The organism is Senegalimassilia anaerobia JC110 (assembly GCF_000236865.1).
Lineage (GTDB): Bacteria > Actinomycetota > Coriobacteriia > Coriobacteriales > Eggerthellaceae > Senegalimassilia > Senegalimassilia anaerobia.
In genome coordinates this window covers 115279-137972 of record NZ_HE611015.1, presented here as the reverse complement: position 1 = coordinate 137972, position 22694 = coordinate 115279, and the positions used below count along the sequence as shown (strand labels likewise).

Below are 22694 nucleotides of genomic sequence, written 5' to 3'. Positions count from 1 at the left end.
CGAAGAAGCCTTCGCCGGCGTGAAAACGGGGCGTGAGATTATTCTTGCGGCTTGCGAACGAAGCGCACGGCGAAGTGCGCATCCGACGAGCCGGGGGCAAGGCGGGTTGCAAGGCAGTTGCGACCGCACAGCTGATCGAGCGTGAAGCCGGCGCCCTCCTCGCTTTCCAGGAACGCCTTCACCACGCCGGCGTTCTCCTCGCGCGTGACCGTGCACGTGGAGTATGCCAGCGCACCGCCCGGGGCCACGTGGCCCGCCGCGGCCTTGAGCATGCCCAGCTGGGTTTCCACGAAACCGGCCAGGTCCTCCTCGCTCGTACGCCAACGGATCTCTGGGTGACGGCGAAGCGTGCCCATGCCCGAGCACGGGGCGTCCACGAAGATGAACGAGAACATGCGATCGGGCATGATGTTGTCGAGCTCGAGCGCATTGCCGGTGAAGGCCTCGGTCACCACGACGCCGTACTGCTCGGCGCGCTTCTCGAGCAGGCGCGTCTTGTAGGCGTGGTTGTCGATGGTGACGTACTCCTCGATCTGCGACCCGTACTTGCGGCAGGCGTTGGACTGCAGCAGGATGGTCTTCGTGGCGCGGCCGGCACCGATCTCGAGCACGCTTTCGGGCTTCTCATCGGGCAGCACGTTGGCGGCCACCATCTGCGCGGCGGCATCGGAGACCAAGATCTTGCCCTGATCGAGCTGGCGCGCAAGCGCGGGCACCAGCAGGGCACGGCTTTCGGGCACGCGCAGGCAGCCCTGCACGTTCATATCGCCGAGCGCAACCGGCTGCACTTCCTCTTCCGCACGCTCAAAGGCCTTGAGCACATGGTCGTTGTCCACCTTGCAGGCGTTGACGGCCACATACAGCGGGGCCTGCTCATTGGACGCGCGCATGAACTCGATGGCGGCCTGCGGGCCCATCTCCTCCATGAGCTTTTTGGCCATCCACGTGGGGAACGCCTGAGTGCGGGCAAGCGCATCAAGGTCGGTTGCCGGGTTTCCGAACGGGAAATCGATGCGCAGGCGCACGATCTTGTGCAGCACTGCGTTGGCCACGCGCGCCGCAGGGCCCGGGCTGAACGACTTCACCATCTCAACGCCCTGGTCGACGGCCGCATGGGCCTCCTTGCCCAGGAAGATGAGCTCGTAGGTTGAGATTTGCAGGGCGTCGCGCGTCTCGCGGAAGATGTCCTCGGGCGTGTCGAGCGCGCGGTCGATGATCTCGTCGAGCGTGCCGCGGGCGCTCACCGTGCCAAGGGCGAGCAGCGTGGCGAACGCGCGGTCTTCAACGGACATGGTGGACTTGTCGATCACCTGGGCGATGACGTCCTGCGCGAACGCGTTGCGCTCGCGGACGGTGCGCACCACGTCGAGCGCCGCCAAGCGAGCCGGCGTGGCGTTGGACTTGCGACGCGGACGTGCCGGTTTGGCAGAACCGCGGAAGCCGCCCTTCTCGCCGCCGCGCGGTGCGCCCTGGGCGCCCTGCTCGGGCTTGCGACGCGGGTCGCGAGCGGTGTTGCGGCCGCGGAAATCGGGCTTCGGCTCGCGCGCGGGGCGATCGGAGCCGGCATGTTGCGCGGCCTCGGTGCGCTGGCCGTCCTCGGCGCCCTCGCGTTTGAAATCGGGCTTGCCGTCGCGCTTGAAATCGCGCTTCGGGCCGCGATCGCCCTTATAGCCGCCACGACGGTCGTCGCGGCCGCCGCTGTAGCCGCCGCGGCGCTCGTCGCGCCCGCCGTTGCCGCGATACTCGCGCTTCTCGCCGTCGCGTCCACCCTGTCCGCGGAAGTCGCGCTTCTCGCCGTCACGGCCGCGATATCCGCCCTTTCCGCCATCGCGGCGCTGGCCATCGCGGCCGCCCTGACCGCGATTGCCGCCACGACGGTCGTCGCGGCCGCCGAAGCCGCCTTTGCCGCCGTCGCGGCGCGGGCCGCCCTGACGATTGCCGTGGCCGCCGTGCTGGCCGCCCTTTCGATAGCCGCCGTTGCCGCCTTCGCGGCGCTGACGCGGCGCGCCTTCGTTGTTATGCTGTTCAGCCACGCGGGCCCTCCCAAGTCTTGGTGTCTTCCTTGATTCCCTGAACGCCTGCGGCAAACGCCTTGGCCGCCATGGCCGCCTTGCCTGCAGGTTTCACTTCCATAAGCTCTATCGCGCCGTCCGCCGCGCCCAGGTACAGGCGTTTCGCGGCGAAGCGCACGCTGCCGGGCTCCATGCCCGCGCAAACTGCATCCGTCCGATCGGCGAGCGCCGGACGCGCGGCAAGCACTGTGACGTCCTTGCCGGCGATGATGGCATGCGCCGGATGCGCCGCGCTTGACGCGCGAACCTTGCGGCATGCCTGCTCCACCGTGTCGGCCGGGCCGAGCGAAAGCTCGTCCTTTCCGATCTTCTCGGCGTAGGTGACGCGTTCCTCATCCTGGCGCGTCCAGCGGATGCATCCCGCCTCCAGCTGCGTCAACGCCGTGAGCAACGCATGCGCGCCCAGGTCGGCCAGCAGGTCGGTGAGCAGCGCGACGTCCTTGTCGCCCACCTCTAGCGATCGGCACACGCAGTAATCGCCCGTGTCAAGCCCTTCCTCCATGCGCATGATGCACACGCCGGCCTCTTCGTCGCCGGACAGGATGGCGCGCTCGATGGGAGCGGCGCCGCGCCAGCGCGGCAGCAGCGAGGCGTGCACGTTCAGGCAGCCATGCTCGGGGATGGACAGTACTTCGGCAGGAAGCAGCATGCCGTAAGCGGCCACGCAGATGACATCGGGCTCGAGCGCCGCGAGCGCTTGCTGCTCGTCGGCGTCGCGCAGCGTCTTGGGTGTGAACACGGGGATGCCGCGCTCGCACGCCTCCACCTTCACGGGGCTGGGCACGAGCTGCTTGCCGCGGCCGCGCACGGCGTCGGGGCGCGTGTAGACGGCGACCACTTCGTGCTGCGAGGCAAGCTCGGAGAGCACCGATGCGGCGAAGTCGGGCGTGCCCATGAATACGATGCGCATGCCCCCTACGCCTCCACCGAAGTCTCGCCGGGGCGTGCGCCTGCCGCCAGGGCGCGCTCGTAATCTTCGAGCGCCTTCAGGCGGGCCATCGGCTCGGCGCGCTCGAACATGGTGACGCCGTCAAGGTGGTCGGTCTCGTGCTGCAGGCAGCGGCCGAGCAGCCCGTCGCCCTCGATCTCCCAAAGCTGGCCGTCAAGGTCGTAGTAGCGGCAGCGCGCGAACGGCGGACGCGCGACGGGCACGGAGATGCCGGGGATGGAAAGGCAGCCCTCGTCCTCCGCGACCGGCTCGCCCTCGCGGGCGACGATGACGGGGTTGAGCATGACGATAGGCTCGCGGGCGCCGTCCTCCTGGTCGCAGTCGATGACCACAAGACGCTTGAGCACGCCCACCTGGGGCGCGGCCAGGCCGCAGCCGGCGTTCTTGTACATGACATGCGCCATCTGCTTGGCCAGGCGCTTCAGGCTCTTGTCATTGAAATCGCAGGGCTCGCACACCGTGTTGAGCAGCGGGTCGGGCGATTGCACGATTGAAAGCATATGCATTTCCTTTAGCGGGTAGGTATGGTTGGCGGCGGGTGCGCGATACGCCCGCCTTTCTAATCTGGTTATTGTGACATGCACGCGCAAAGAACGCCCTTGCGGGCGCAAAGTTCCACAAAACCCCTGCTCGGCATGAATGGGAAGCACAAGGCCTATCTGCTGGAGGCGGCGCTTTCGGCATGGGCCCTTTTGCGGGCGGTGAGCTCGCGCTGCATGGCCGCCACCGTCTGGAACATAAGCTCGTAGTCCTCGGCCGACATGGAGCCGGGAGCCGACATCTGCGCGCGCATGGCCGCAACGGCCTCCTCCGCATCGCCGATGGAAAGCTCCTCGACCAAAAACGCAGCCAAATCCTCGGGGACCGCCGATTCGGGAACGCCCCTTGTCAGGAAGCCTGCCGCACGAGGCTCGGCCATGCTCGCCGCGCCCACGATGGCCGCAGGGGAAGCGGCGGGATCGTCTGCCAAGGTGTCGAGCATGCTGGCGGACACGGCTGCGCACGCCGGATCGTGCCACTGCACCGAGGCAAGGGCGTCGGCGTGGACCAGGGCCAGATCGGTGCGGGCGGCGCACAGCGCCAGCAGCTGGCGCTCGAATCTGCGCCGGTTCATCTCCGACTGGGGCAGGCGGCGGCGCACCGGGGGCGCGGGAACGCCATGATCGGCGCGGCTGTCGGCTGCGGGCGCTTCCGCATCGAAGACACGCGGCGGCTTGAGGGCCGCCAACTGCTCCAACACGTCCTTCTCGTCCGCGCGGGCGCGGCTGGCGATCTGCCGTGCGTAGTCTTTCGCGAGCAGCGAATCCTTGATGGGCGCCAGAACGCTGAGCGCATCGGCGACGGCGCCGGAGCGGCCTTCGGCACGCGAAAGGTCCCAGTTTCCCAACCTTCGGTCGATGCCGTATTCCAGCAATGGCTTCGCCTGGTCGATCAGGGCCTGCAGCTCCTGGCCGCCGTGGGCGTCGATGAACTCGGCGGGATCGAGGTTGTCGGGCAGCGTGACGGCGAACAGGTCGATGCGGGCGGCGCCGGCCTCGGGCGTCATGGAGGAGTCGATGAACTGCAAGGCTCGATCGGCGGCGCGCTGACCCGCGGCGTCGCCATCGAACAGATACACGATGCGGTTGCGGGCATGACGCGAGAGCACGCGAATGTGCGTGCGGGTGAGAGCCGTTCCCAAGGTGGCGACCGCATTGCGGATGCCAGCCTCATGCATGGCGATGACGTCGGTGTAGCCCTCCGATACCACGGCAACGCCCGTGGACGCCATGGCCGCCTTCGCCTTATCGAGCGCATAGAGCATGCGGCCCTTGTGGAACAGAGGCGTTTCCTGGCTGTTCAGGTACTTCGGCTCGCCTTTGCCGATCACGCGCCCGCCGAAGGCTATGCACTGGCCCTGCTCGTCTTTGATGGGGAACATCACGCGATTGAAGAATCGGTCGCGCACGCGCCCATCGGAGCCGACGACGGCGACGTTTGCCTGGATCATCTCGTTGGATTGGAAGCCCTTCGACGCCAGATGGCGCACAAGCGCGCCTTGCCCGGGCGCAAAGCCGAGCATCCAGGTTTTCGGGATATCGCCGCCCAGCCCGCGCTGTGAAAGGTAGGCGCGCGCGGCGCCGGCCTGCGGGCTTTTGCTGCGCATGAGCTGCATATGGAAGAACTCCGCAGCCTCCGCGCACACGGCGCGCAGCCGCGCTTTTGCGCCCTGCCCCATACCAGGTCCGCGTTTCGCCTGGTCATCGGCGATGTCGATATGGGCGCGCTCTGCCAGGTAGCGCACCGCTTCGGGAAACGACAGGTCCTGGGATTTCATGATGAAGGCGAACACGTCGCCGCCTTCCCCGCAGCCGAAGCAATGCCACAGCTGCAGGGCGGGGTCTATCTTGCACGACGGGGTTTTCTCGTTATGGAACGGGCAGCACAGCCAGAAATCGCGGCCGCGCTGCTTGACCGGGCCCGTCTCGCCCATGATGGCCACCAAGTCGCTGGCCTCGCGAACCTTTTGGATATCCTCATCGCTGATCGCCATGGATGTGACCGAACCCCCGCCTTGTGCCCGTGTTCCCGATTCCGGCCGCGCAAGGGCGTGCCGGTTGCTTTTCTGGGTAAAGTATACCGCATAGAACCTATGTTCCCGTATGTTCAACGCGTGCGATACAATAAGCCCGTAACATCTCGACATGCGGAAAGGAAGCGCCGTGAGCGAACCCGCATACCTGCAACTTGACCCCGATGTGGAACAGGCCATCGCCGAGAACCTGCGCTGCGGGCGCATGCATCCGCGCAGCTTCCCCGACGAACAGGCGCTGCGCCGCGAGGACAACCCCCACGATGCGGCCACGCTAGCGCGCCCGGCGTTCTCACGCGATATCGACAAGATCATGAACATTCCCGCATATAACCGCTATGCAGGCAAAACGCAGGTGTTCAGCCTGATTGAGAACGACGACATCTGCCGCCGCGGGCTGCACGTGCAGCTTGTCGGGCGCATCGCGCGAAACTTCGGGCGGCTGCTGGGATTGAACTGCCAGCTCATTGAGGCGATAGCGCTAGGGCACGACCTGGGGCACACGCCGTTCGGCCACGCCGGGGAGAAGTTCCTGTCGAAGTGCCTGCAAAGCCGCACGGGCCGTTGCTTTCAGCACAACGTCCATTCCGTGCGGGTGATGGACCGGCTCTACCCGCGCAACATCAGCCTACAGGTGCTTGACGGGGCGCTGTGTCATAACGGCGAGTTCGCCCAACAGGTGCTACGCCAAGGCGACACGGAAACGTTTCAGCAGCTCGATAAGCTGGTCGAGACATGCACGCTCGACGAGGCCGCCATCAAGCGCCTGCGACCCTCCACGCTCGAAGGCTGCGTGGTGCGCCTGGCCGATATGATCGCCTACCTGGGCAAGGACCGCGACGACGCCATCGCCATGGGCGTGCTTGCCTCCCTTGACGGCTTCGAAACCGACGTCATCGGGCGCGATAACGCGCGCATCATCAACAACATCACCGTCGATGTTGTCAACCACAGCTTCGGACAAGACGATATCCGCATGAGCCCCCAGGTTTTCGAGGACGTCAAGCGCGCAAAACGGCAGAACTACGATCGCATCTACGATTGCGAAGGCTGGCGCGCGGGAAGCGGCAACGCCGTCGGCGAGATGTTCGAGGACATGTGCGACAGGCTTTTGACCGACCTGCAAACCGGTGACGAACGGTCACCGGTCATATCGCACCACGCCAAGCAGCTAGCGGCGAAGTCGCGCAGCATCACCGTAAAAGACTACCTTGCGCACACCAACCCCAATCAAGTGGTGGTTGACTACATGGCGTCTATGACCGACCGGTACTTCATGGAGCTGTACCGCTACCTGTTCCCCAACAGCGAAAAGCACATCTTGGCGCGAGGATACTGCGCCGATTTGCCATCTATCGAAAGGAACGACCAATGAAGTTCGTCATCGCATCCGACCTGCATGGCGCGGCGCCCGCCGTCCACGCTTTGATGGAGCGCATCGACCGGGAAACGCCCGACCGCGTGCTCCTGCTCGGCGACCTGCTCTATCACGGCCCGCGCAACGACCTGCCCGAAGGCTATGCGCCCAAAGAAGTGCTCGCCGCCCTTAACGGCATTGCCGAGCGCATCGTAGCCGTTCGGGGCAATTGCGATGCGGAAGTCGACCAGATGGTGCTCGATTTCCCCTGCTTGAGCGACTTTTCCCAGGTATGGGCCGACGGGCACCTGCTGCATCTGAGCCATGGGCATTTGGCAGGCAACTCGCCCGATCGGCCGCCGGCGCTGCCGCACGGAAGCGCGTTGCTCACGGGTCACACGCATATCAAGCGCCTTGAGCTCGTCGACGGCGTGATGTTCGTGAACCCCGGGAGCACCTCCATCCCCAAGGACGGCTGCGCAAGCTATGCCGTATACGAGAACGGCATGTTCGCCCTGAAGACGCTTGACGGGGAAACGTTGCTTGAAGCAGGCTGGGAATAACGAAGGCACGGACTCCGGAGAGGTTCCAAAGCCAGTCCCCAGCGGCTTAGCCTTTATGCAAGCCGTCCGTGTTCTGGGCCGCAGATCGCAGCTGCGGCCCTTCCCTTCTTATGCGATTTCAAAGCGCTCGGCTACGATAGCCTTCCGCGCTCCACGGTGTAGGAGGCATCGCAAATGGCAGCCGTTGACGCACGATGGCTCACCAGCACCACCGTCTTGCCCTCTCGAGCATCCAACAGCGCCCTCAACACGGCAACCTCGTTGAGGCTGTCCAGATTGCTGGTAGGCTCGTCGAGCAAAACGAACGGCGCATTGTGCAAGAACATGCGCGCAAGGCCGATGCGCTGGCGCTCGCCGCCCGACAACGTATCGCCCAATTCGCCGACCGGCGTGTCCAGGCCTTGCGGAAGACGCGAGATCAAACCGGTCAACGACGCCTTCTCGCAGGCCTCCATGAGCTCCTCGGGGGCGGCATCGGGCTTGGCGAGCGCGATGTTATCCCCCACCGTGCCGGAGAACAGATGCGTCTCCTGCGTCATATAGCCCTCGATGGCGCGCAGGCTGTCCGTGTTCACGCCTCGGATATCCTGTCCGGAAACGCGTATGCAACCGTCGCTTGGATCCCAAAACCGCATGAACAGCTTGCAGAGCGTCGATTTGCCCGAACCGCTCCTGCCGGCCAGATGCACGATCGAGCCAGGCGTCACCTCAAGGGACACGTCCTTGAGCACCGGGCTGCCGCCGTATGAGAAATCGATGTCCTCGGCGGCCGCGCCAGAGAACGAATCCACCTTGCAACCGTCGACAACCTCCCGGGTTTGCGGTTGCTCGTCGAGCAGGTCGAGAACGCGCGCTCCGCTTGCGAGCGTCTGCTGCAAGCCGCTGCCAAGGTTCGCGACGGCGATCACCGGGCCGAAAGAAGACATCAGGGCGGCCACGCACACGAACGCCTGCCCGAAATCGATGACGCCCTGCGCGCAGAGCACGCAGGAAAGCGCGACCATGGCCACATCGAGCGCAAGAACCAGCCCGTTCGTGGCCGCCATGCTGCGCGCCGCACGGCCCTTCAGGCGATGCTCCACCTTCGAAAGCGAATCCATCCGAGCATCAAGCCGCTCGGCTCGCGCGTGCTCCTGGCCGAATTGCAGCGTTTCGCGAAGGCCGCGCAAGCTATCGAGCACGAACGAGTTCATGCCGCCAAGGGAGTCGCGCAGCTCCCTGCCGCCATTCCCCGCCACACGCGACGCAACCCACGGCGCTACCGCTCCGACCAAGATGTATGACACAAACGCTGCAATTGCCAGCTGCCAGCAGACGCTGCCGATGAAGGCAATCATGACGGCGCAGACCAACACGGCGATGAGCACCGGGGAGAGGGTATGCGCATAGAACACCTCAAGGAGTTCGACATCCGAGGTCACGAGCGACACCAAGTCGCCTTTGCTTCGACCCTCGAGCTTCGCCGGGGCGAGCGTGCGCAGCTTGCCAAACACTCGATCGCGGACGAGCGCCAAGATCTTGAACGCAAGATAGTGGTTGCACATCTGCTCGCCGTAATGCAAGGGACCGCGCAAAAGGCCGCAGGCGGCGACCAAAGCGATGCCCGCGCTCACTCCAAGCGCCGGTTCGAAACCCGCGATTCCCGTTAGCACCAAAGCGGCGCCCACCGTAAGGAAGATCGCGCACAGAAAACCGACGACGCCCAGGATCACCGCGGCGACCATGACCGGCACAAGCGGCTTGACCAGCTTCACCATACGGCACATGATCGAGAGGTTCGACCTACGGCGCGTCTGAGGCTCACCGAAATGCACAACCCCAGGACCGACGCCGGTGCTTTGAGCTTCATCAGTTTCCCCAACGTCGGCGATGCGCTGCTCAGCACGCGATGCGAACGCCTCAAGCTCCATCTGCCGGCCCCACAGCTTCGCGTACGTCCCATCGGCAGCGCAAAGCCGCTCATGCGGCCCGCTCTCGGCTACGCGGCCGTTTTCCAGCACGAAGACGCGATCGGCTTTTGCAACCGATGCCAAACGATGCGAGATCATGATGACGGTGCGGCTTTTCGCCAGCTCATGGATAACGCCGACGATGGCTTGCTCGCTGTCCGCATCCACGTTCGAGGTCGCTTCGTCGAAGATGTAGACGGGGGTATCGTGCAAAAGCGCCCGGGCAAGCGCCAAACGCTGACGCTGCCCGCCAGAGAAGTTGCCGCCCTGCTCGGACACGGGCGCATCAAGCCCGCCCGATGCACGAACGAACCCGTCGATGCGGCAACGCCGCAAAACGTCCCAAAGCTCGTCATCGCTCGCCTGGGGACGCGCCATCAGAAGATTGGAGCGCACCGTTCCGGAGAACAGGTAGCTGGAGAACGGGACGACGGTCACCGTTTGCGCCATGCTCTCACGAGAAACCTCGCCGAGCGGCACACCGCCGATTTCCACATCGCCCTTGAAACCCCGATTGCGCCCGCACAGAATGCCGGCCAACGTGGATTTGCCCGAACCGCTTTCGCCGACGATGCCGGTAAAGCTTCCGGCAGGGGCGGCGAAGTTGACATGGTCGAGCACCGTGCGCTGCCCGTCATAGGAGTAGGAAACATCGCGCACGACGATACCTGCGTGCGCGGGATCGACGCTGCGCGACCCCTGCTCGGGCTCGGGCGCATCAAGGATGGCGAACATCTTCTCAGCTACCGCCATGCCGTTCATAGCCGTATGGAAAAACGAGCCCAGGGCACGCATGGGGATAAAGAACTCCGCCGACAGGAACACCACGCAAAACGCCGCGTAAAAGGGGATCTGCCCATTGGCGAACTGCACCATCGCCGCGATGATGCCCACGGCGGCGCCGCCGAAGGCGAACACGTCCATCACGGTGATGGAGTTGAGCTGCATGGTTAACAACCGCATGGTCGCCCTTCGGAAGCTCTCGGCCTGTTCGTTCATCTGGCGGTGGCAAGCCTCGTCGGCCTGATAGATCTTCAAAGTGGTCAAACCTTGCAGGTTCTCGAGAAACGCGCCGCCAAGATCGGTATAGGCGCCCCAATACCTGCCCATGACGCGCTTGGCGATCTTCTGCACCGCCACGATGGAGATGGGGATAAGCGGCACGCAAACCAACAGGGCCACGGCGGCGGGCAGGCACAGCGGGGCCAGGAACGCGAACACGGTAAGCGGGGCGAGCACGGCGTAAAGCAGCTGCGGAAGGTACTGCCCGAAATAGCTTTCCAGCTGCTCGCAGCCCTCAACGCTGACTTGCACCGCCTCGCTTGTGGCGATGCGCTCGGAATAACCGGGGCCCATGCGCACCAGCTTGTCGTACACCCGGCGGCGAACCGAGCGCTTTGCGGCCACAGCGGCCGCCACCCCCATGCGCTGCGCGTAGGTCAAGCACGCCATGCGCACCGCGATAACGGCAACGCCAGCGCCCAGAAGCATCGCGACCCAACCATCAACGGCGATGCCATCGAACAGGCGTTGCAGAAACAGCCCGATAAGAAGCATGAGCACGACGTTCGCCACGAGCGCCGTCCATTGCGCCGCCACGTTGCGCAGGATGTACCGCAGAGCCTGCGGCACCATCGATATCAACCGTTTATTGAACACGGAGCCGGTGTCCTTTCAATCCCAAAGTCTGCACGGCGCCGGGATGCGGCGCAACGATATTGATTCAAACAGTCGAATGGCACCATTGGGAAACTTTGGTAGCCAGAGCAAACTATATGATATCGATTATTGTTACACATGACTAATCTATAGCGCCAAAAAAGCCCGACATATACCGGGCTCAGCTGTTCGATATACCGTTGCATTCCGAAAATCCGCTTGCAGCGCAAGCGTGTTCGGAAGGACTCCCTACCAAGCTTTCCTGTTCTTCTGATGCAACATAATCAAGCCTTTAAGCGTGAGCTGATCATCGGCAACCTGGATACGTCGGGAAAGCCCTGCCATGGCCTGAGCGTCATCGCCGGTGGCGACAACGCGCGTTTCGTAGCCAAGTTCGTCCCAAACGGCTTGGATCAGGCCGTCGATACGGGCGACTTCGCCGATAACGATGCCCGCCTGCATGGCATCGCGCGTTGATTTGCCGATGATGGTCCGGGGCGTATGTAGCCCGATAACGGGGAGCTGGGCCGCGGCGTCCGCCACCGCACGGGCAGCCAAACGCAAGCCTGGAGCGATAAGCCCACCCTGCACGACGCCCGCATCGTCGATGACCTCAAGCGTGGTCGCCGTCCCGAAGTCGACGACGATGAGCGGGAACCCGTAGAGTTGTTTTGCGGCAACGCAATCCGCCACACGATCGGCACCGAAATCCGCCGGGCTGTTCAGATGCAGCTTCAAACCGGATTTCAAACCCGGCCCCACCACCAACGGACGTATGCCGCAAAGGACATGCAAAGCTTCGACCCAAGCGTCGGTAAGCCCGGGGACAACGGAGGACACGATGGCGTCGCACACCTTCGCATCGCAGCCCCGGACCTGCAAAAACGACTTCACGCACAGAAGCGCCTCGTCGGCGGTCAAGCGATCAGGGGTGGTCACGCTCCAAGCGGACGAAAGGGACCCTTCACAGGCCAGCCCCAGATTGGTGACGGAGTTCCCCACGTCAACAACGAGGATCACCCCAGATCCGCCTTGAATCGAACGCGCCATCATGCGACCGCCTTGCTCTCCTTGTTCCCCTTGATCGCCTTGAACGCCACCGCTCCGATAATCCCGCCTACAATGGCGAAAGGCAACCAGCTAAAGCCAAGATCGGTGAAGGGAAGCTGCTTGATGGCGGGCAGCACGCCATAGGTGTCATCAATCGTGGTGAGCAGGCTGATGACGAACGCCCCGAGGGCGGCGCCCTTGATCGGCCATGTGGTGCCCATCCGCTTCTTGAATAGCACCATGACCACGCACACCATGAACGGCGGGCAAACCACCGACAGGATAGGCGCCGCAAACGCCACGATGGCGTTCAAACCCAGATTGCAAATGGCGAAGGACACCAAAACAGTAACGATGACGCCAGTGCGATACGAGATCTTGCCGTGCGTGGTGCGCTCGAAGTACGATGCCGATGCGCCGGTAAGGCCGATGGCGGTGGTCAGGCACGCAAGCCCGACGATGATGCCGAGGATGATCACGCCTGTGTTGCCGAGCAGATGCTTGGTGATCTCCACGATAAGCGTGGAGCGGTCCATGCCTGCCCCGAAGGCAAGCGCGCTCGAGGCGCCCAGGTAAGTCAAACCACCATAGATGACAGCCAAAAGGGCACCGGCAACCACGGAAGCGCCCGCGATGACCTTGAGCTGATCCTCGCGGCGCGTATAGCCCGCAGTGCGCGCCGCGTTCTCCATGACGATGGCGAAGCCCACGCAAGCGAGCACGTCCATTGCCTGGTAACCGGCCAAGATGCCATCCTGCGCGGCGTGGCTTGAAAGCGGGGCACCGATCTCACCGAGCGGATACACGACGCCGGTGACGATGATCACGAACACACAGAGCACCAACAGCGGGGTGAGCACCTTGCCGATGATGCTGACCAAACGCGTTTGACGAATGGAAAGCGCAAGCACCACCGCGAAGAACAGCGCGGAAAACGCCAACATGTTCACAGAATCGCCGAACAGCGGAATCATGGACATTTCGTAGGTGGTGGCGGCCGTACGCGGCTCGGCGATGATCATGCCGGTGCACAAGATGACGGCGGTGTTGAGCACCAACCCCGGCACTCGCCCCAACGAGCCCTCGACGGCTGCGTTCGCCCCGCCTGCAGCGTTGAGCGCGAAGATGCCAAGACAGGAAAGCGCGACGTCGATCAAGATGAAGCACAAAAAGCCGATCACCCAATCGGTTCCGCTTTCCATGCCCAAAAACGGCGGGAAAATGAGGTTCCCGGCACCGAAGAACATGGCGAACAAGGCCAGTCCGGTGATCAAAGTGTTTTTCTTCAAGAATGCTCCTTTATGGAATTGCGTCCGAAATGCTTATTATGACGCAATCCAAACGAAAAAAGAAGCCGGCAACTCGGCGCGATGCCAAAACGTTGCAACAAAAAAGGTCTGCGCGAGCAGGCCTTTTCGCTTAACGCTTAATTGAACTTGAAAATCCTCTGGGCAACATGGTACCCGGTGATGCCGATCTTGCGTCCCAGATTAGTAGGCAGGTTCGTGCCCATGTTCAGCACGCTGTGCCTGACTCGGCGGTATACATCGGAGTTGTTCTCCTTGAGATAACGCCAGATGGCGTCGCGTTCGTCCTCGGCATCGACGGTGTTGATCATGCGCAGGAAGATGCTGCAGATGCACATCATCATGGACAGATAATTCTCCATGTAGCGCTCCAGCCGCTTCTCGGGCACATCGCCGGGAAGCTGGACGGCGTCGATCATGATGCGGGTGACGCGCAGCTGCTGATCGATGCGGCTCATCATGACCGACTCGTTAACGCTTTGGTCGTCGCGGCCGATGAAGTAGCGGTACATGTCAACATCAAGATAGTAGATGGTCTTGACGTGCGGCAGCGGCACATACACGAAGATGTTGTCCACGTAGAAGGTGTGCTTGGGCAGCTGAAGACCCATGCCACGCAACAGCTCGGTGCGGTAGATGACCGAGTGCATGAGCAGGTATTGGCTGGGGTTGAAATGCCCTACCTCGGACCAGCCGAACTCGCGACCCTCGGGGAACACGTTGCGGTAATGCATGATGGTGCGCGTGCTCTCGTGCACCTTCTCATACACGTAATTGGCGATGATCAGATCGGTTGGGGCACTGCGCCCGACTTGGCTGCGCACGTATGCCATGACGTCCTCCATGGCACGGCGATCAAGCCAATCGTCGGAGTCGACCACCTTGAAGTACAGGCCGGAAGCGTTCGCCAAACCGGTGTTCACCGCTTGTCCGTGGCCGCCGTTTTCCTGATGGACGGCCTTGATGATGCCCGGATGGAGCTGCTCCCAGCGATCGGCCTTTTCCGCGGTATCGTCTTTGACCGACCCGTCGTCGACGATGACGATCTCGATGTCGTCGCAGCCCTGATCGCCCCCGCATGCAAGGATGGATTCGATGCATTTATCCATATATGCCGCGGAGTTGTAACACGGGATGGCGAACGTGATGCTTTTCATGCCTTTCCTTTCCTGGAAACAACGGCGCGGATGCGGTTGGAAAACGCCGCCGTTCATATGGTCTGCCCGCCATTTTACCGGTAGCAGGCCGCGCAGCCGCCCTATGATGGGACAATATGGATAAAATCCAAGTGAACAGCTCGGGCGCAGCCGAAACCATGCGCAACCGGCAAGACCGCGCCCGGCACATCGCGAAGAAAGGGTACGAACATGAGCTCGTTTCTGGACACCATGCTTGAGCGCGCCAAAGCCGACAAGCAGACCATCGTGTTACCCGAGGGCGACGACCCGCGCACGCTCGAAGCTGCCGAGACCATCTTGGCCCAAGGCGTCGCAAACCTTATCATCTTGGGCAACGTGGCCGCCATCAAGGAATCCGGGCGCGCGCTCGACGGCGCCACGCTGATCGACCCGCAGGACTCCGATTTGCATGATGAGTTCGCAAATACCTTGTATGAACTGCGCAAGCATAAGGGCATGACCCTCGAGCAAGCCGCCGAGAAGGTGCGCGACGTGCTGTTCTTCGGCGTGCTCATGGTGAAAACCGGCCGCGCCGACGGCATGGTCTCCGGCGCCTGCCACTCCACCGGCGATGTGCTGCGCCCCAGCCTGCAGATCCTTAAAACCGCCCCGGGCGTGAAGCTGGTCAGCAGCTTCTTCATCATGGTGGTCCCCAACTGCGAGTACGGCCAGAACGGCACGTTCCTGTTCAGCGACTGCGGCCTGGAGATCCAGCCTGACGCAGAGAAGCTTGCGCACATCGCCGTCAACTCCGCCCAGTCCTGGAAAACCCTTATCGGCACCGAGCCTGTGGTGGCCATGCTCTCCCACTCCACCTACGGCTCCGCCAAAAACGACGATGCGAACAAGGTGGTGGAAGCTGCCGCCATCGCTCGCAAGCTGGCACCCGAGCTGGCGCTCGACGGCGAGCTGCAATCCGATGCCGCCATGGTGCCTTCCGTGGGCGCTTCGAAGGCCCCTAACAGCAAGGTTGCCGGCAAAGCGAACTGCTTGATCTTCCCCGACCTTGATGCGGGCAACATCGGCTACAAGCTGGTGCAGCGCCTGGCGCATGCCGAGGCGTTCGGCCCGGTGACCCAGGGCATCGCCGCCCCGGTCAACGACCTGTCCCGCGGCTGCAGCGCACATGATATCGTGGGCGTCATCGCCATCACGTGCGTGCAGGCCCAGGCGAAGAAAGCCGCCGACGCCCAGTAGCGCGCGCCAGCGCAAAAGCGCCCCCGCAACAAGAGCCTGAACCCCAAGCGCACACGCCCCCGCTTCCCGAATCGAAGACCACGTTCGGAAAGCAGGGGCTTTCTTGTCGAATCTGCCGAGACAACCAAGAACCCCCGCATGCTCCAGGGCCGCAAACCTTGCCAATCACGCATACCGTAACGGCGCCGATGCCGTCATTACGGTTTGAATCTGTTTTGAAGCTTAACCATACGTCCATGGACCCAAAAAAGGCGACCGAGATTTCAAGGCGGCTAGCAATCGCATCGCTCGCTATGCGCAGCACATACCCGCAAACCAGCGGACAACCCTGTTAGCCGCTATCTTAAGTCGATCCGAGGCATCAACACGCGCGACACCCGACAACTCTTGACCGCATACGCCAAAAGAAAAGCCCTCTCTCGAGGGCTGTTCTACATTGCGGGTAATGCAGCGTTTTGCCGCTATGGGGCAACCGGCGGCTTACGGCTGAATGCCGACCATCTGGTCGTGCACGATCTCGTAGGTGTCGCGCGCGATCATGTACTCCTCGTTGGTCGGGATGATGATGATCTGCACCGCGGAATCATCGGTGGAGATGATGCGCTCAAAACCGCGATGGCGGTTCTTCTCCTCGTCCAGCACGATGCCCAAAGGCTGCAGGCCGGAGAAGATCATACGACGCATCTTGTCGCAGTTCTCACCCACGCCGGCGGTAAGCACGATGGCGTCCACGCCGCCCATGACGGCGATGTACTGGCCGATGTACTTCTTCACCGAGTTGGAGAACATGTCATAGGCCAGCATAGCGCGCTCGTTGCCCTCTTCGGAGGCGGTGCGCACGCTGCGCAGGTCGTTGGACACGCCGGAGATGCCGAGCAGACCCGACTGCTTGTTCATGAGGTTGTTCATTTCCTCGGCGGTCAGGTTCTCGTGCTCCATGACGAACGGCACGATGGCCGGGTCGATGGCGCCGCAGCGGGTGCCCATCATAAGGCCGTCAAGCGGCGTGAGGCCCATGGAGGTATCCACGGCCACGCCATGGTCGATGGCGGATGCAGAGCAGCCGTTGCCCAGATGCAGCGTGATCAGCTTCAGGTCCTCAAGGGGCTCATCGAGCACCACGGCGGCGCGCTCGGAGATATAGCGATGCGAGGTGCCATGGGCGCCGTATTTGCGGATGGCATACTTCTCGTAAAGCTCATAAGGGAGCGGGTACATGTACGCCTTCGGGGGCAACGTGGTGAAAAACGAGGTGTCGAACACGGCGACCATGGGGATGCCCGGCATATGCTTCATGCAGGCATGGATGCCCATAAGCGCGGCACCGTTGTGCAAAGGCGCCAGCTCGGCAAGCTCGTCGATCTTCGCGATGACATCGTCGTCGATAAGAACGGAACGATCGAAGTATTTGCCTCCCTGCACGATGCGATGACCGACGGCGTCGATCTCGGAAAGCGAAGCGATCGCGGCGTCCTGGCCCGAGACCAGGGATTCAAGCACGAGCGCCATAGCGTCGTCATGGTCCGCCATCTTCGCGTCGATGACCACTTCGTTATCGTCAAGACCGTGCTTGTGGAACGCCTCGGCCGAACCGACGCGCTCGCAAATGCCCTTGGCCATGAGCGTATGCGTTTCAACATTGATAAGCTGGTACTTCAGCGAAGATGAACCCGCATTGATAACCAAAACGTTCAACGGCCTGCCTCCTTACCAAAAGATTTCGAGCACTCATTGTAGATGCAAAACACGCCGCACGTTGCTGCAAGCGGCGCCCGCGCGGCACTCTGTCGGCAAGCGGCGTTACGAAAGCATGGTATCGCGCTGCTCGTCCGACACCTCCGACTCAAGCTGGCCCATGAGCACGTCGACCTTCTGTTGCGCAGTTGCCAGGCGGCCCTGCAGGGCGCGCAGCAGCGCAACCCCTCGCTCGTAACTGGCAAGGCTGTCCTCCAGCTCGAGGGTGTTGGATTCAAGCACGCCGACGATGCCGTCCAGCTCCGCCATGGCCTCGCGAAACGTCAGATCCTCTACCGGCTTCAAAGCCTCATTGCCCATTTGATGATTCCTTTCACGCAATATCGTCCACGCCAGCGCGCCGGACCCCCGACACGCAGCACCCGATAACGCCATCCGATACCGTCACATCAAGCGGCTGTCCCGTCTTCGCCTGCTCGACCGACTTCACTACGCTCCCATCGCCGTCGCGGGCGATGGAATAGCCCCTGCCGAGGACGGCCAAGGGCGACAGCGCATCAAGCTGCGCCGCCGAAAGGCCCGCCTGCCGGCGAAACGGCTCAAGCAGCTGGCAACCCGCCGAGCGCAAGCGCCGCTGCTCGTGATCGAGGGACATCCGCGTTCGCTCGCAAGCCTGGGGAATCACATGCACCAGACGCTCGCGTGCGCGTTGCGTTTGCGACGTCGGAGGGTCGAGCACCTGCGATAGCGCCTGCGTCAAACGCTCGCGTTGCCGCCGAACGGCGGCGGCATCGAGGGTCAAGGCGTTGGGAAGCGCCGAGCTTAAACGCTCGCGCAGCCGATCGGCCTGCGCACGGTCGCGATCCAAGCTGGCAGGCAGCGCCCTTGCAAGCCTATCGGCGCACAGGTCCACCCCTTGTGAGGAGGCCGCCAGCAGCGCATTGGGGTCGCAGAAGACCGGACGGCCTGCAAAGCGCCCGACCTGCGCCGCACTGCCTTCAAGAGCACGCTGAACGCAGGCATCCAGGCTGCTGCGGCGCGCATCGAACAGCGCTTCAAGGTTCTCACGGGCGGGACTCACAGCCTCGGCTGCGGCCGTGGGCGTCGAAGCGCGCAAGTCGGCAACCATGTCGGCAATGGAGGTGTCGGGCTCGTGCCCGATTCCGGTGACCACCGGCACGGGGCATTTCACGATCATGCGAGCCAAGAACTCGTCGTTGAAGGGCATTAAGTCCTCATACGACCCGCCGCCGCGCACCACGAGCACCACCTCGGCGCCGGCGTGCACCACGGCGCGCATCCCCTCGACGATGCCGGCCGGGGCTTGCGGGCCCTCGACCGCAACGCCGGAGAACAGCACCCGCGCCACGGGGAAACGACGGCGCAAGGTGCGCAGCACATCATGTACCGCATCGCCGCGCGGGCTTGTGACCAGGCCGATGGTAAGGGGGTACGCAGGCAAGGGCAGCTTTCGCGCGGGGTCCGCAAGGCCCTCGGCGGATAGCTTTCGCGCAAGGTTCGCCACCTGCAATCGCAGCTGCCCCTCGCCCACCGGCGCCAACGAGAACACGTCGAAGTTCATGCGGCCTTTCGCCGCGTACAGCGTGAACCTGCCCGTCAACTCCACCAGCTGCCCGACCGCCACCTGCACGCCAGCGGCGCGGAAGCGGTTGTTCCACATCATGCACGGAAGGCTTGCCGACTTGTCCTTGACCGTGAAATATACGGCCTTGTATCCGGGCTTGTTCGACAGCTCGGATATCTCGCCGACCAAGCGCACCGTCACGCCTTCGAGCGCCCCTTTCGCCAGCTGCATGGCAGCGGATACCGACATGGCACGCGAGGCCGCTTCCCTGTTGTGCGAAGCGGCGTTCGCACCCGCCGCCTTATGCGCGCCGAACGCAGCCGCGCATGCGCGGGCCGCTTCCTCGGCGTTTCGCGCAGGGCCCGCGGAAGCCCCCGAGTCAGCAAAAACGCCGCGGGGTCCTCCCGCGGCGCCGTTATATGATCGATCGTAAGCCACGTTGCTACTCGTCACGAGACTGCAGCAGCCACAGCAGCTGCAGGATGGACGTCAAGGCGGCGGCAACGTAGGTGAGCGCGCAGGCGCGCAGCACGGAATACGCCCCGCCCTGCTCGGCCTGCGAGATGCCCTGGGTCTTGAGATATGCAAGGCCGCGACGCGACGCATCGAACTCGACCGGCAGCGTGACCAGCTGGAACAGCACCACCACGGCGTACATGACGATGGCAAGGGTGGTAAGGCCCGACAGCTGCATGAAGATGCCGAACATCAGCAGGAACACCCAGGCGTTGGAGGCGAAGTTCACCGCCGGCACGAGCGCGCCGCGAATCTTCATGGGAGCATACCCCTGCGCGAACTGGATGGCGTGTCCCGCCTCATGGCATGCCGTGGCAATGGCCGTGATGGAGGTTCCGCCGAACGCATCGGGGTCCAGGGTGATGGAATTGTTGCGCGGGTCGAAGTGGTCCTGCTGCGGGCCGCCGCGATACACCTGCACGCCATGCACGCCGTTTGCGGCAAGCATCATCTCCGCCATCTGCGCGCCGGTGACGCGCGTGGACGCGGGAACGTGCAGGTATTTGTTGATCTGGCGGTTCACGTACCACGACGCGCCCATGCCGATGACCATGGTGACGACGATCAGGCTCAAATAGCTCATGCTCATGTGGGTGATGCAACTCCTATCGAATGCGTACGGCGCATGCCCTGCGCCCCGGGGCGCAGCCGCAAGGCGGCGCGCTCGGTTCAACGAACCAAAAGTATACCGAAGCGAAACCCCTTGCCCGCAGCTTCACGAATGTTCCCGCGAAACGTTCGCAATCCGTTACCGGAAACGCATGTCCATCGCCGCTTGCAAGCCGCCGCGTAACGCGGCGGCCGCTCGTCTACTCTTCGCCATCCAGACGCGTGACGCGCAGGTCGTGGCCGTCCAATGACAGCACGAGCTTGCCCTCGAGCAGCTCGATGAGCTCCTCGCCAACAAGCGCCCTGCGCCAGCCGCGCAGAAGGTCGATGCCCTGACGGTATCCGCGGGCCATGCGCACAAGATCGTCATGGCTGGCAAGCGTGGGAAACGCCACGCCGTTCTCCTTGGCGCGCAGGCGCACGAGCGCGCTCATAAGGTCGAGCGGGGCATCCACGTTGGGCTCGTTTCGGCCGCTGCGATCAAGCTCGGGCCAGCTTTGCGGCCCGGACTCCAACGCCTTCTTCATGAGTCCGGCAACCGTTCGGGCATCGCGGGTGTTGAGCTTCTCGCGCATGCCGCGCACCATGAACAGCTCGTCGATGGTGCGGGCCTCGCGCTTGCACGCCTCGACGATCTGCTCGTCGGTGATGACCCATTTTCGCGGAACATTGCGCTTCTGCGCCGTGACCTCGCGCCATGCAGCCACCTCGCGCGCCGCCGCCAGCTGCTTTCGCGAAAGCTGGCCGACGCGCTTGAGCCTGCGGTAGCGTTCGCGCTCATCGGATTCGAAACGCGCAGGATCGCACATCTCGGCAAACTCGGGGTCGAGCCAATGAAGGCGCCCTTGTCGCTCCAATTCCTGCTTCATATGCTCGTACATGCGGGGAAGGTAGATGACATCGTCGGCGGCATAGCGCAGCTGGGATTCCGACAGGGGGCGACGCGACCAGTCGGTGAAGGAATCGACCTTCTTGAGCGCCACGCCGCACTCGGCGCCGACCAAGGCGCCGTAGCCGATCTGCTGCGTGTGCCCCAACAGCGCCGCCGCCACCTGCGTGTCGAACAGCGGCTGCGGAAGCACGCCCACCTCGTGCCACAAGATCTCAAGGTCCTGCCCGCCGGAGTGCAGCACCTTCATGACTCCGGCATCCTCGAGAAGCGGCGCCAGCACATGCAGGTCCTCCATGCAAAACGGGTCGACCACCGCCACCTCGTCGTCGGTGGCGAATTGGATCAAGCACAGGCGCGCATAATAGGTCTTCTCGCGTAAAAACTCGGTGTCGATGGCAAGGACGCTTGAGCGGCGTGCTCGCTCGACGAACGCCTCCAGTGCTTCTTGATCTTCGATATACACCCGGTAATTCCTCACGTTCATATCGTTGTGCTTTATGATGTAAGAATACCGCAACGGAAGGGAAAACCGTGAAACTGCTTGTCATCAACAACCTGGCATCGGGATACGGCGAAGGCGCCATCTACGATTTCATGCGCAGCTTCGCCGCCGACGGCGACGACATCTGCATGCGCTGCACCAACGGCACCACCCCGATAAACACGCTGCTCGACGATGCGAAGGACTTCGATGCCGTGATCGCGGCGGGCGGCGACGGCACCGTGGCCACGGTGTGCTACCTGCTGGCCAGCACCGGCATACCCGTGCTGCCCTTCCCCGCCGGCACGGCCAACCTGCTGGCCCTTAATCTCGCAAGCCCGCTCGAGCCCCATGCGCTTGCCAAGATGGTGCGCGCCGGCAAGACCCTTGATTTCGACATGGGCGAGATCTGCGTCGACGGGCATCGCTTTGGGTTCTCCATCATGGCCGGAGCTGGCTACGACGCCGTCATCATGCGCGGAGCGCAACGCGGCAAGCGGCTGTTGGGCCCCATGGCGTACCTGCAATCGGCGGTGGCCAACGCCATGCCGCAGCAGTCGAAGTTCACGCTCACCTTGGACGGTCGTCAGGTACAAAGCGAGGGCCTCGGAGTGCTGCTGGTGAACTTCAGCAAAATCCAGTTCGATATCGCGGTCACGCACGACAACAAGCCGCGCGACGGCGAGTTCGATGTGGTGGTGCTGAAGGCGAAGACCGCATTCGACCTGATACCGGCCGCCATTGCAGGCCTTTTGGATCGAGACGGCGAATTCCCCGACCGCACGGATGCGCTCGAGATCTTCCGCGCCAAGGAGGTCACGATTGAAGCCGACCCGACCATGGAGGTCCAATATGACGGCGAGGCCACCGGCCTTTCCACGCCGTTTTCCGCGCGGATCATGCCCAGGGCCACCCGCCTGTTCATCTCCGACGAAGGCTACTCGCAGTTCGCGCGATAACAATATGGCGAAACGGCAGCGGCCCCGCAGGCTCAAGGCCTGCGGGGCCGCTTCGTTTCAGGTGCGCCGGCCGAATCCGCAATGCGGACCTTTTCCGGTAAGCT

General features: G+C 63.2%; 17 protein-coding genes. 4 read left to right on the top strand and 13 right to left on the bottom strand.

What is annotated here, in order from left to right:
• Positions 1–38: 38 nt before the first annotated feature.
• The 4 genes from SFHG_RS03905 to dnaG form a co-directional block, all read right to left on the bottom strand.
• The gene (locus SFHG_RS03905; RefSeq protein ID WP_202898084.1) at positions 39–2033 is read right to left on the bottom strand and encodes a transcription antitermination factor NusB; all 1995 of its coding nucleotides are present in this window, start codon (positions 2031–2033) and stop codon (positions 39–41) included.
• Positions 2026–2982, bottom strand: coding sequence for a methionyl-tRNA formyltransferase (gene fmt / locus SFHG_RS03895; protein ID WP_042434017.1), 957 nt, complete (start codon positions 2980–2982; stop codon positions 2026–2028). The genes SFHG_RS03905 and fmt overlap by 8 nt, the downstream gene beginning before the upstream one ends.
• Before the next feature lie 5 nt (positions 2983–2987).
• Positions 2988–3521 (bottom strand): peptide deformylase, encoded by a 534-nt coding sequence (gene def / locus SFHG_RS03890; protein ID WP_081468925.1) that lies wholly within the window; start codon positions 3519–3521, stop codon positions 2988–2990.
• 155 nt (positions 3522–3676) lie between these two features.
• Positions 3677–5554, bottom strand: coding sequence for a DNA primase (gene dnaG / locus SFHG_RS03885; protein ID WP_042434012.1), 1878 nt, complete (start codon positions 5552–5554; stop codon positions 3677–3679).
• Between the two features lie 169 nt (positions 5555–5723).
• Here dnaG and SFHG_RS03880 point away from each other — a divergent pair, with 169 nt between their 5' ends.
• Complete coding sequence (locus SFHG_RS03880) at positions 5724–6968, top strand: deoxyguanosinetriphosphate triphosphohydrolase family protein (protein ID WP_238318266.1); 1245 nt, start codon at positions 5724–5726, stop codon at positions 6966–6968.
• Positions 6965–7513 carry a phosphodiesterase gene (gene yfcE, locus SFHG_RS03875; protein ID WP_042434009.1) on the top strand — a complete coding sequence of 183 codons (549 nt, stop codon included), beginning with the start codon at positions 6965–6967 and terminating at the stop codon, positions 7511–7513. Before SFHG_RS03880 ends, yfcE begins: the two co-directional genes overlap by 4 nt.
• A 131-nt stretch (positions 7514–7644) precedes the next feature.
• Here yfcE and cydC read toward each other — a convergent pair whose 3' ends face one another.
• The 4 genes from cydC to SFHG_RS03855 form a co-directional block, all read right to left on the bottom strand.
• Positions 7645–11121, bottom strand: a complete 3477-nt coding sequence (gene cydC, locus SFHG_RS03870) for a thiol reductant ABC exporter subunit CydC (RefSeq protein ID WP_042434005.1) — start codon at positions 11119–11121, stop codon at positions 7645–7647.
• Between the two features lie 249 nt (positions 11122–11370).
• Entirely contained in the window at positions 11371–12141 is a 771-nt protein-coding gene (locus SFHG_RS03865) for a type III pantothenate kinase (RefSeq protein ID WP_238318264.1), read from the bottom strand.
• 29 nt (positions 12142–12170) lie between these two features.
• Positions 12171–13460 carry a branched-chain amino acid transport system II carrier protein gene (gene brnQ / locus SFHG_RS03860; protein WP_202898082.1) on the bottom strand — a complete coding sequence of 430 codons (1290 nt, stop codon included), beginning with the start codon at positions 13458–13460 and terminating at the stop codon, positions 12171–12173.
• A 137-nt stretch (positions 13461–13597) separates the two neighbouring features.
• On the bottom strand, positions 13598–14635 hold the full coding sequence (locus SFHG_RS03855) for a glycosyltransferase family 2 protein (RefSeq protein WP_042434002.1): 1038 nt from the start codon (positions 14633–14635) through the stop codon (positions 13598–13600).
• 210 nt (positions 14636–14845) lie between these two features.
• On the opposite strand from SFHG_RS03855, the gene pta reads away from it, so the two are divergent.
• Positions 14846–15853 (top strand): phosphate acetyltransferase, encoded by a 1008-nt coding sequence (gene pta / locus SFHG_RS03850; RefSeq protein ID WP_042433999.1) that lies wholly within the window; start codon positions 14846–14848, stop codon positions 15851–15853.
• Between the two features lie 480 nt (positions 15854–16333).
• Here pta and SFHG_RS03845 read toward each other — a convergent pair whose 3' ends face one another.
• The 5 genes from SFHG_RS03845 to rnd form a co-directional block, all read right to left on the bottom strand.
• Entirely contained in the window at positions 16334–17548 is a 1215-nt protein-coding gene (locus SFHG_RS03845) for an acetate/propionate family kinase (RefSeq protein WP_042433996.1), read from the bottom strand.
• Positions 17549–17653: 105 nt separating this feature from the next.
• Entirely contained in the window at positions 17654–17908 is a 255-nt protein-coding gene (xseB, locus tag SFHG_RS03840; RefSeq protein ID WP_042433993.1) for an exodeoxyribonuclease VII small subunit, read from the bottom strand.
• A 13-nt stretch (positions 17909–17921) separates the two neighbouring features.
• Complete coding sequence (gene xseA, locus SFHG_RS03835; protein WP_042435114.1) at positions 17922–19382, bottom strand: exodeoxyribonuclease VII large subunit; 1461 nt, start codon at positions 19380–19382, stop codon at positions 17922–17924.
• Between the two features lie 193 nt (positions 19383–19575).
• Complete coding sequence (locus SFHG_RS03830) at positions 19576–20238, bottom strand: zinc metallopeptidase (protein ID WP_042433990.1); 663 nt, start codon at positions 20236–20238, stop codon at positions 19576–19578.
• Between the two features lie 220 nt (positions 20239–20458).
• Positions 20459–21613, bottom strand: coding sequence for a ribonuclease D (rnd, locus tag SFHG_RS03825; protein ID WP_042433987.1), 1155 nt, complete (start codon positions 21611–21613; stop codon positions 20459–20461).
• A 68-nt stretch (positions 21614–21681) separates the two neighbouring features.
• Between rnd and SFHG_RS03820 the strand changes: the two genes are divergently transcribed.
• On the top strand, positions 21682–22590 hold the full coding sequence (locus tag SFHG_RS03820) for a diacylglycerol/lipid kinase family protein (protein ID WP_042433985.1): 909 nt from the start codon (positions 21682–21684) through the stop codon (positions 22588–22590).
• Positions 22591–22694 lie beyond the last annotated feature (104 nt).

Bases quoted from the DNA above. Each gene is read 5' to 3' on its own strand.
- def (WP_081468925.1), bottom strand. From the start codon at position 3,521: ATGCTTTCAATCGTGCAATCGCCCGACCCGCTGCTCAACACGGTGTGC.
- xseB (WP_042433993.1), bottom strand. From the start codon at position 17,908: ATGGGCAATGAGGCTTTGAAGCCGGTAGAGGATCTGACGTTTCGCGAG.
- dnaG (WP_042434012.1), bottom strand. From the start codon at position 5,554: ATGGCGATCAGCGATGAGGATATCCAAAAGGTTCGCGAGGCCAGCGAC.
- xseA (WP_042435114.1), bottom strand. From the start codon at position 19,382: ATGTCGGTATCCGCTGCCATGCAGCTGGCGAAAGGGGCGCTCGAAGGC.
- pta (WP_042433999.1), top strand. From the start codon at position 14,846: ATGAGCTCGTTTCTGGACACCATGCTTGAGCGCGCCAAAGCCGACAAG.
- fmt (WP_042434017.1), bottom strand. From the start codon at position 2,982: ATGCGCATCGTATTCATGGGCACGCCCGACTTCGCCGCATCGGTGCTC.
- yfcE (WP_042434009.1), top strand. From the start codon at position 6,965: ATGAAGTTCGTCATCGCATCCGACCTGCATGGCGCGGCGCCCGCCGTC.
- SFHG_RS03855 (WP_042434002.1), bottom strand. From the start codon at position 14,635: ATGAAAAGCATCACGTTCGCCATCCCGTGTTACAACTCCGCGGCATAT.
- SFHG_RS03830 (WP_042433990.1), bottom strand. From the start codon at position 20,238: ATGAGCATGAGCTATTTGAGCCTGATCGTCGTCACCATGGTCATCGGC.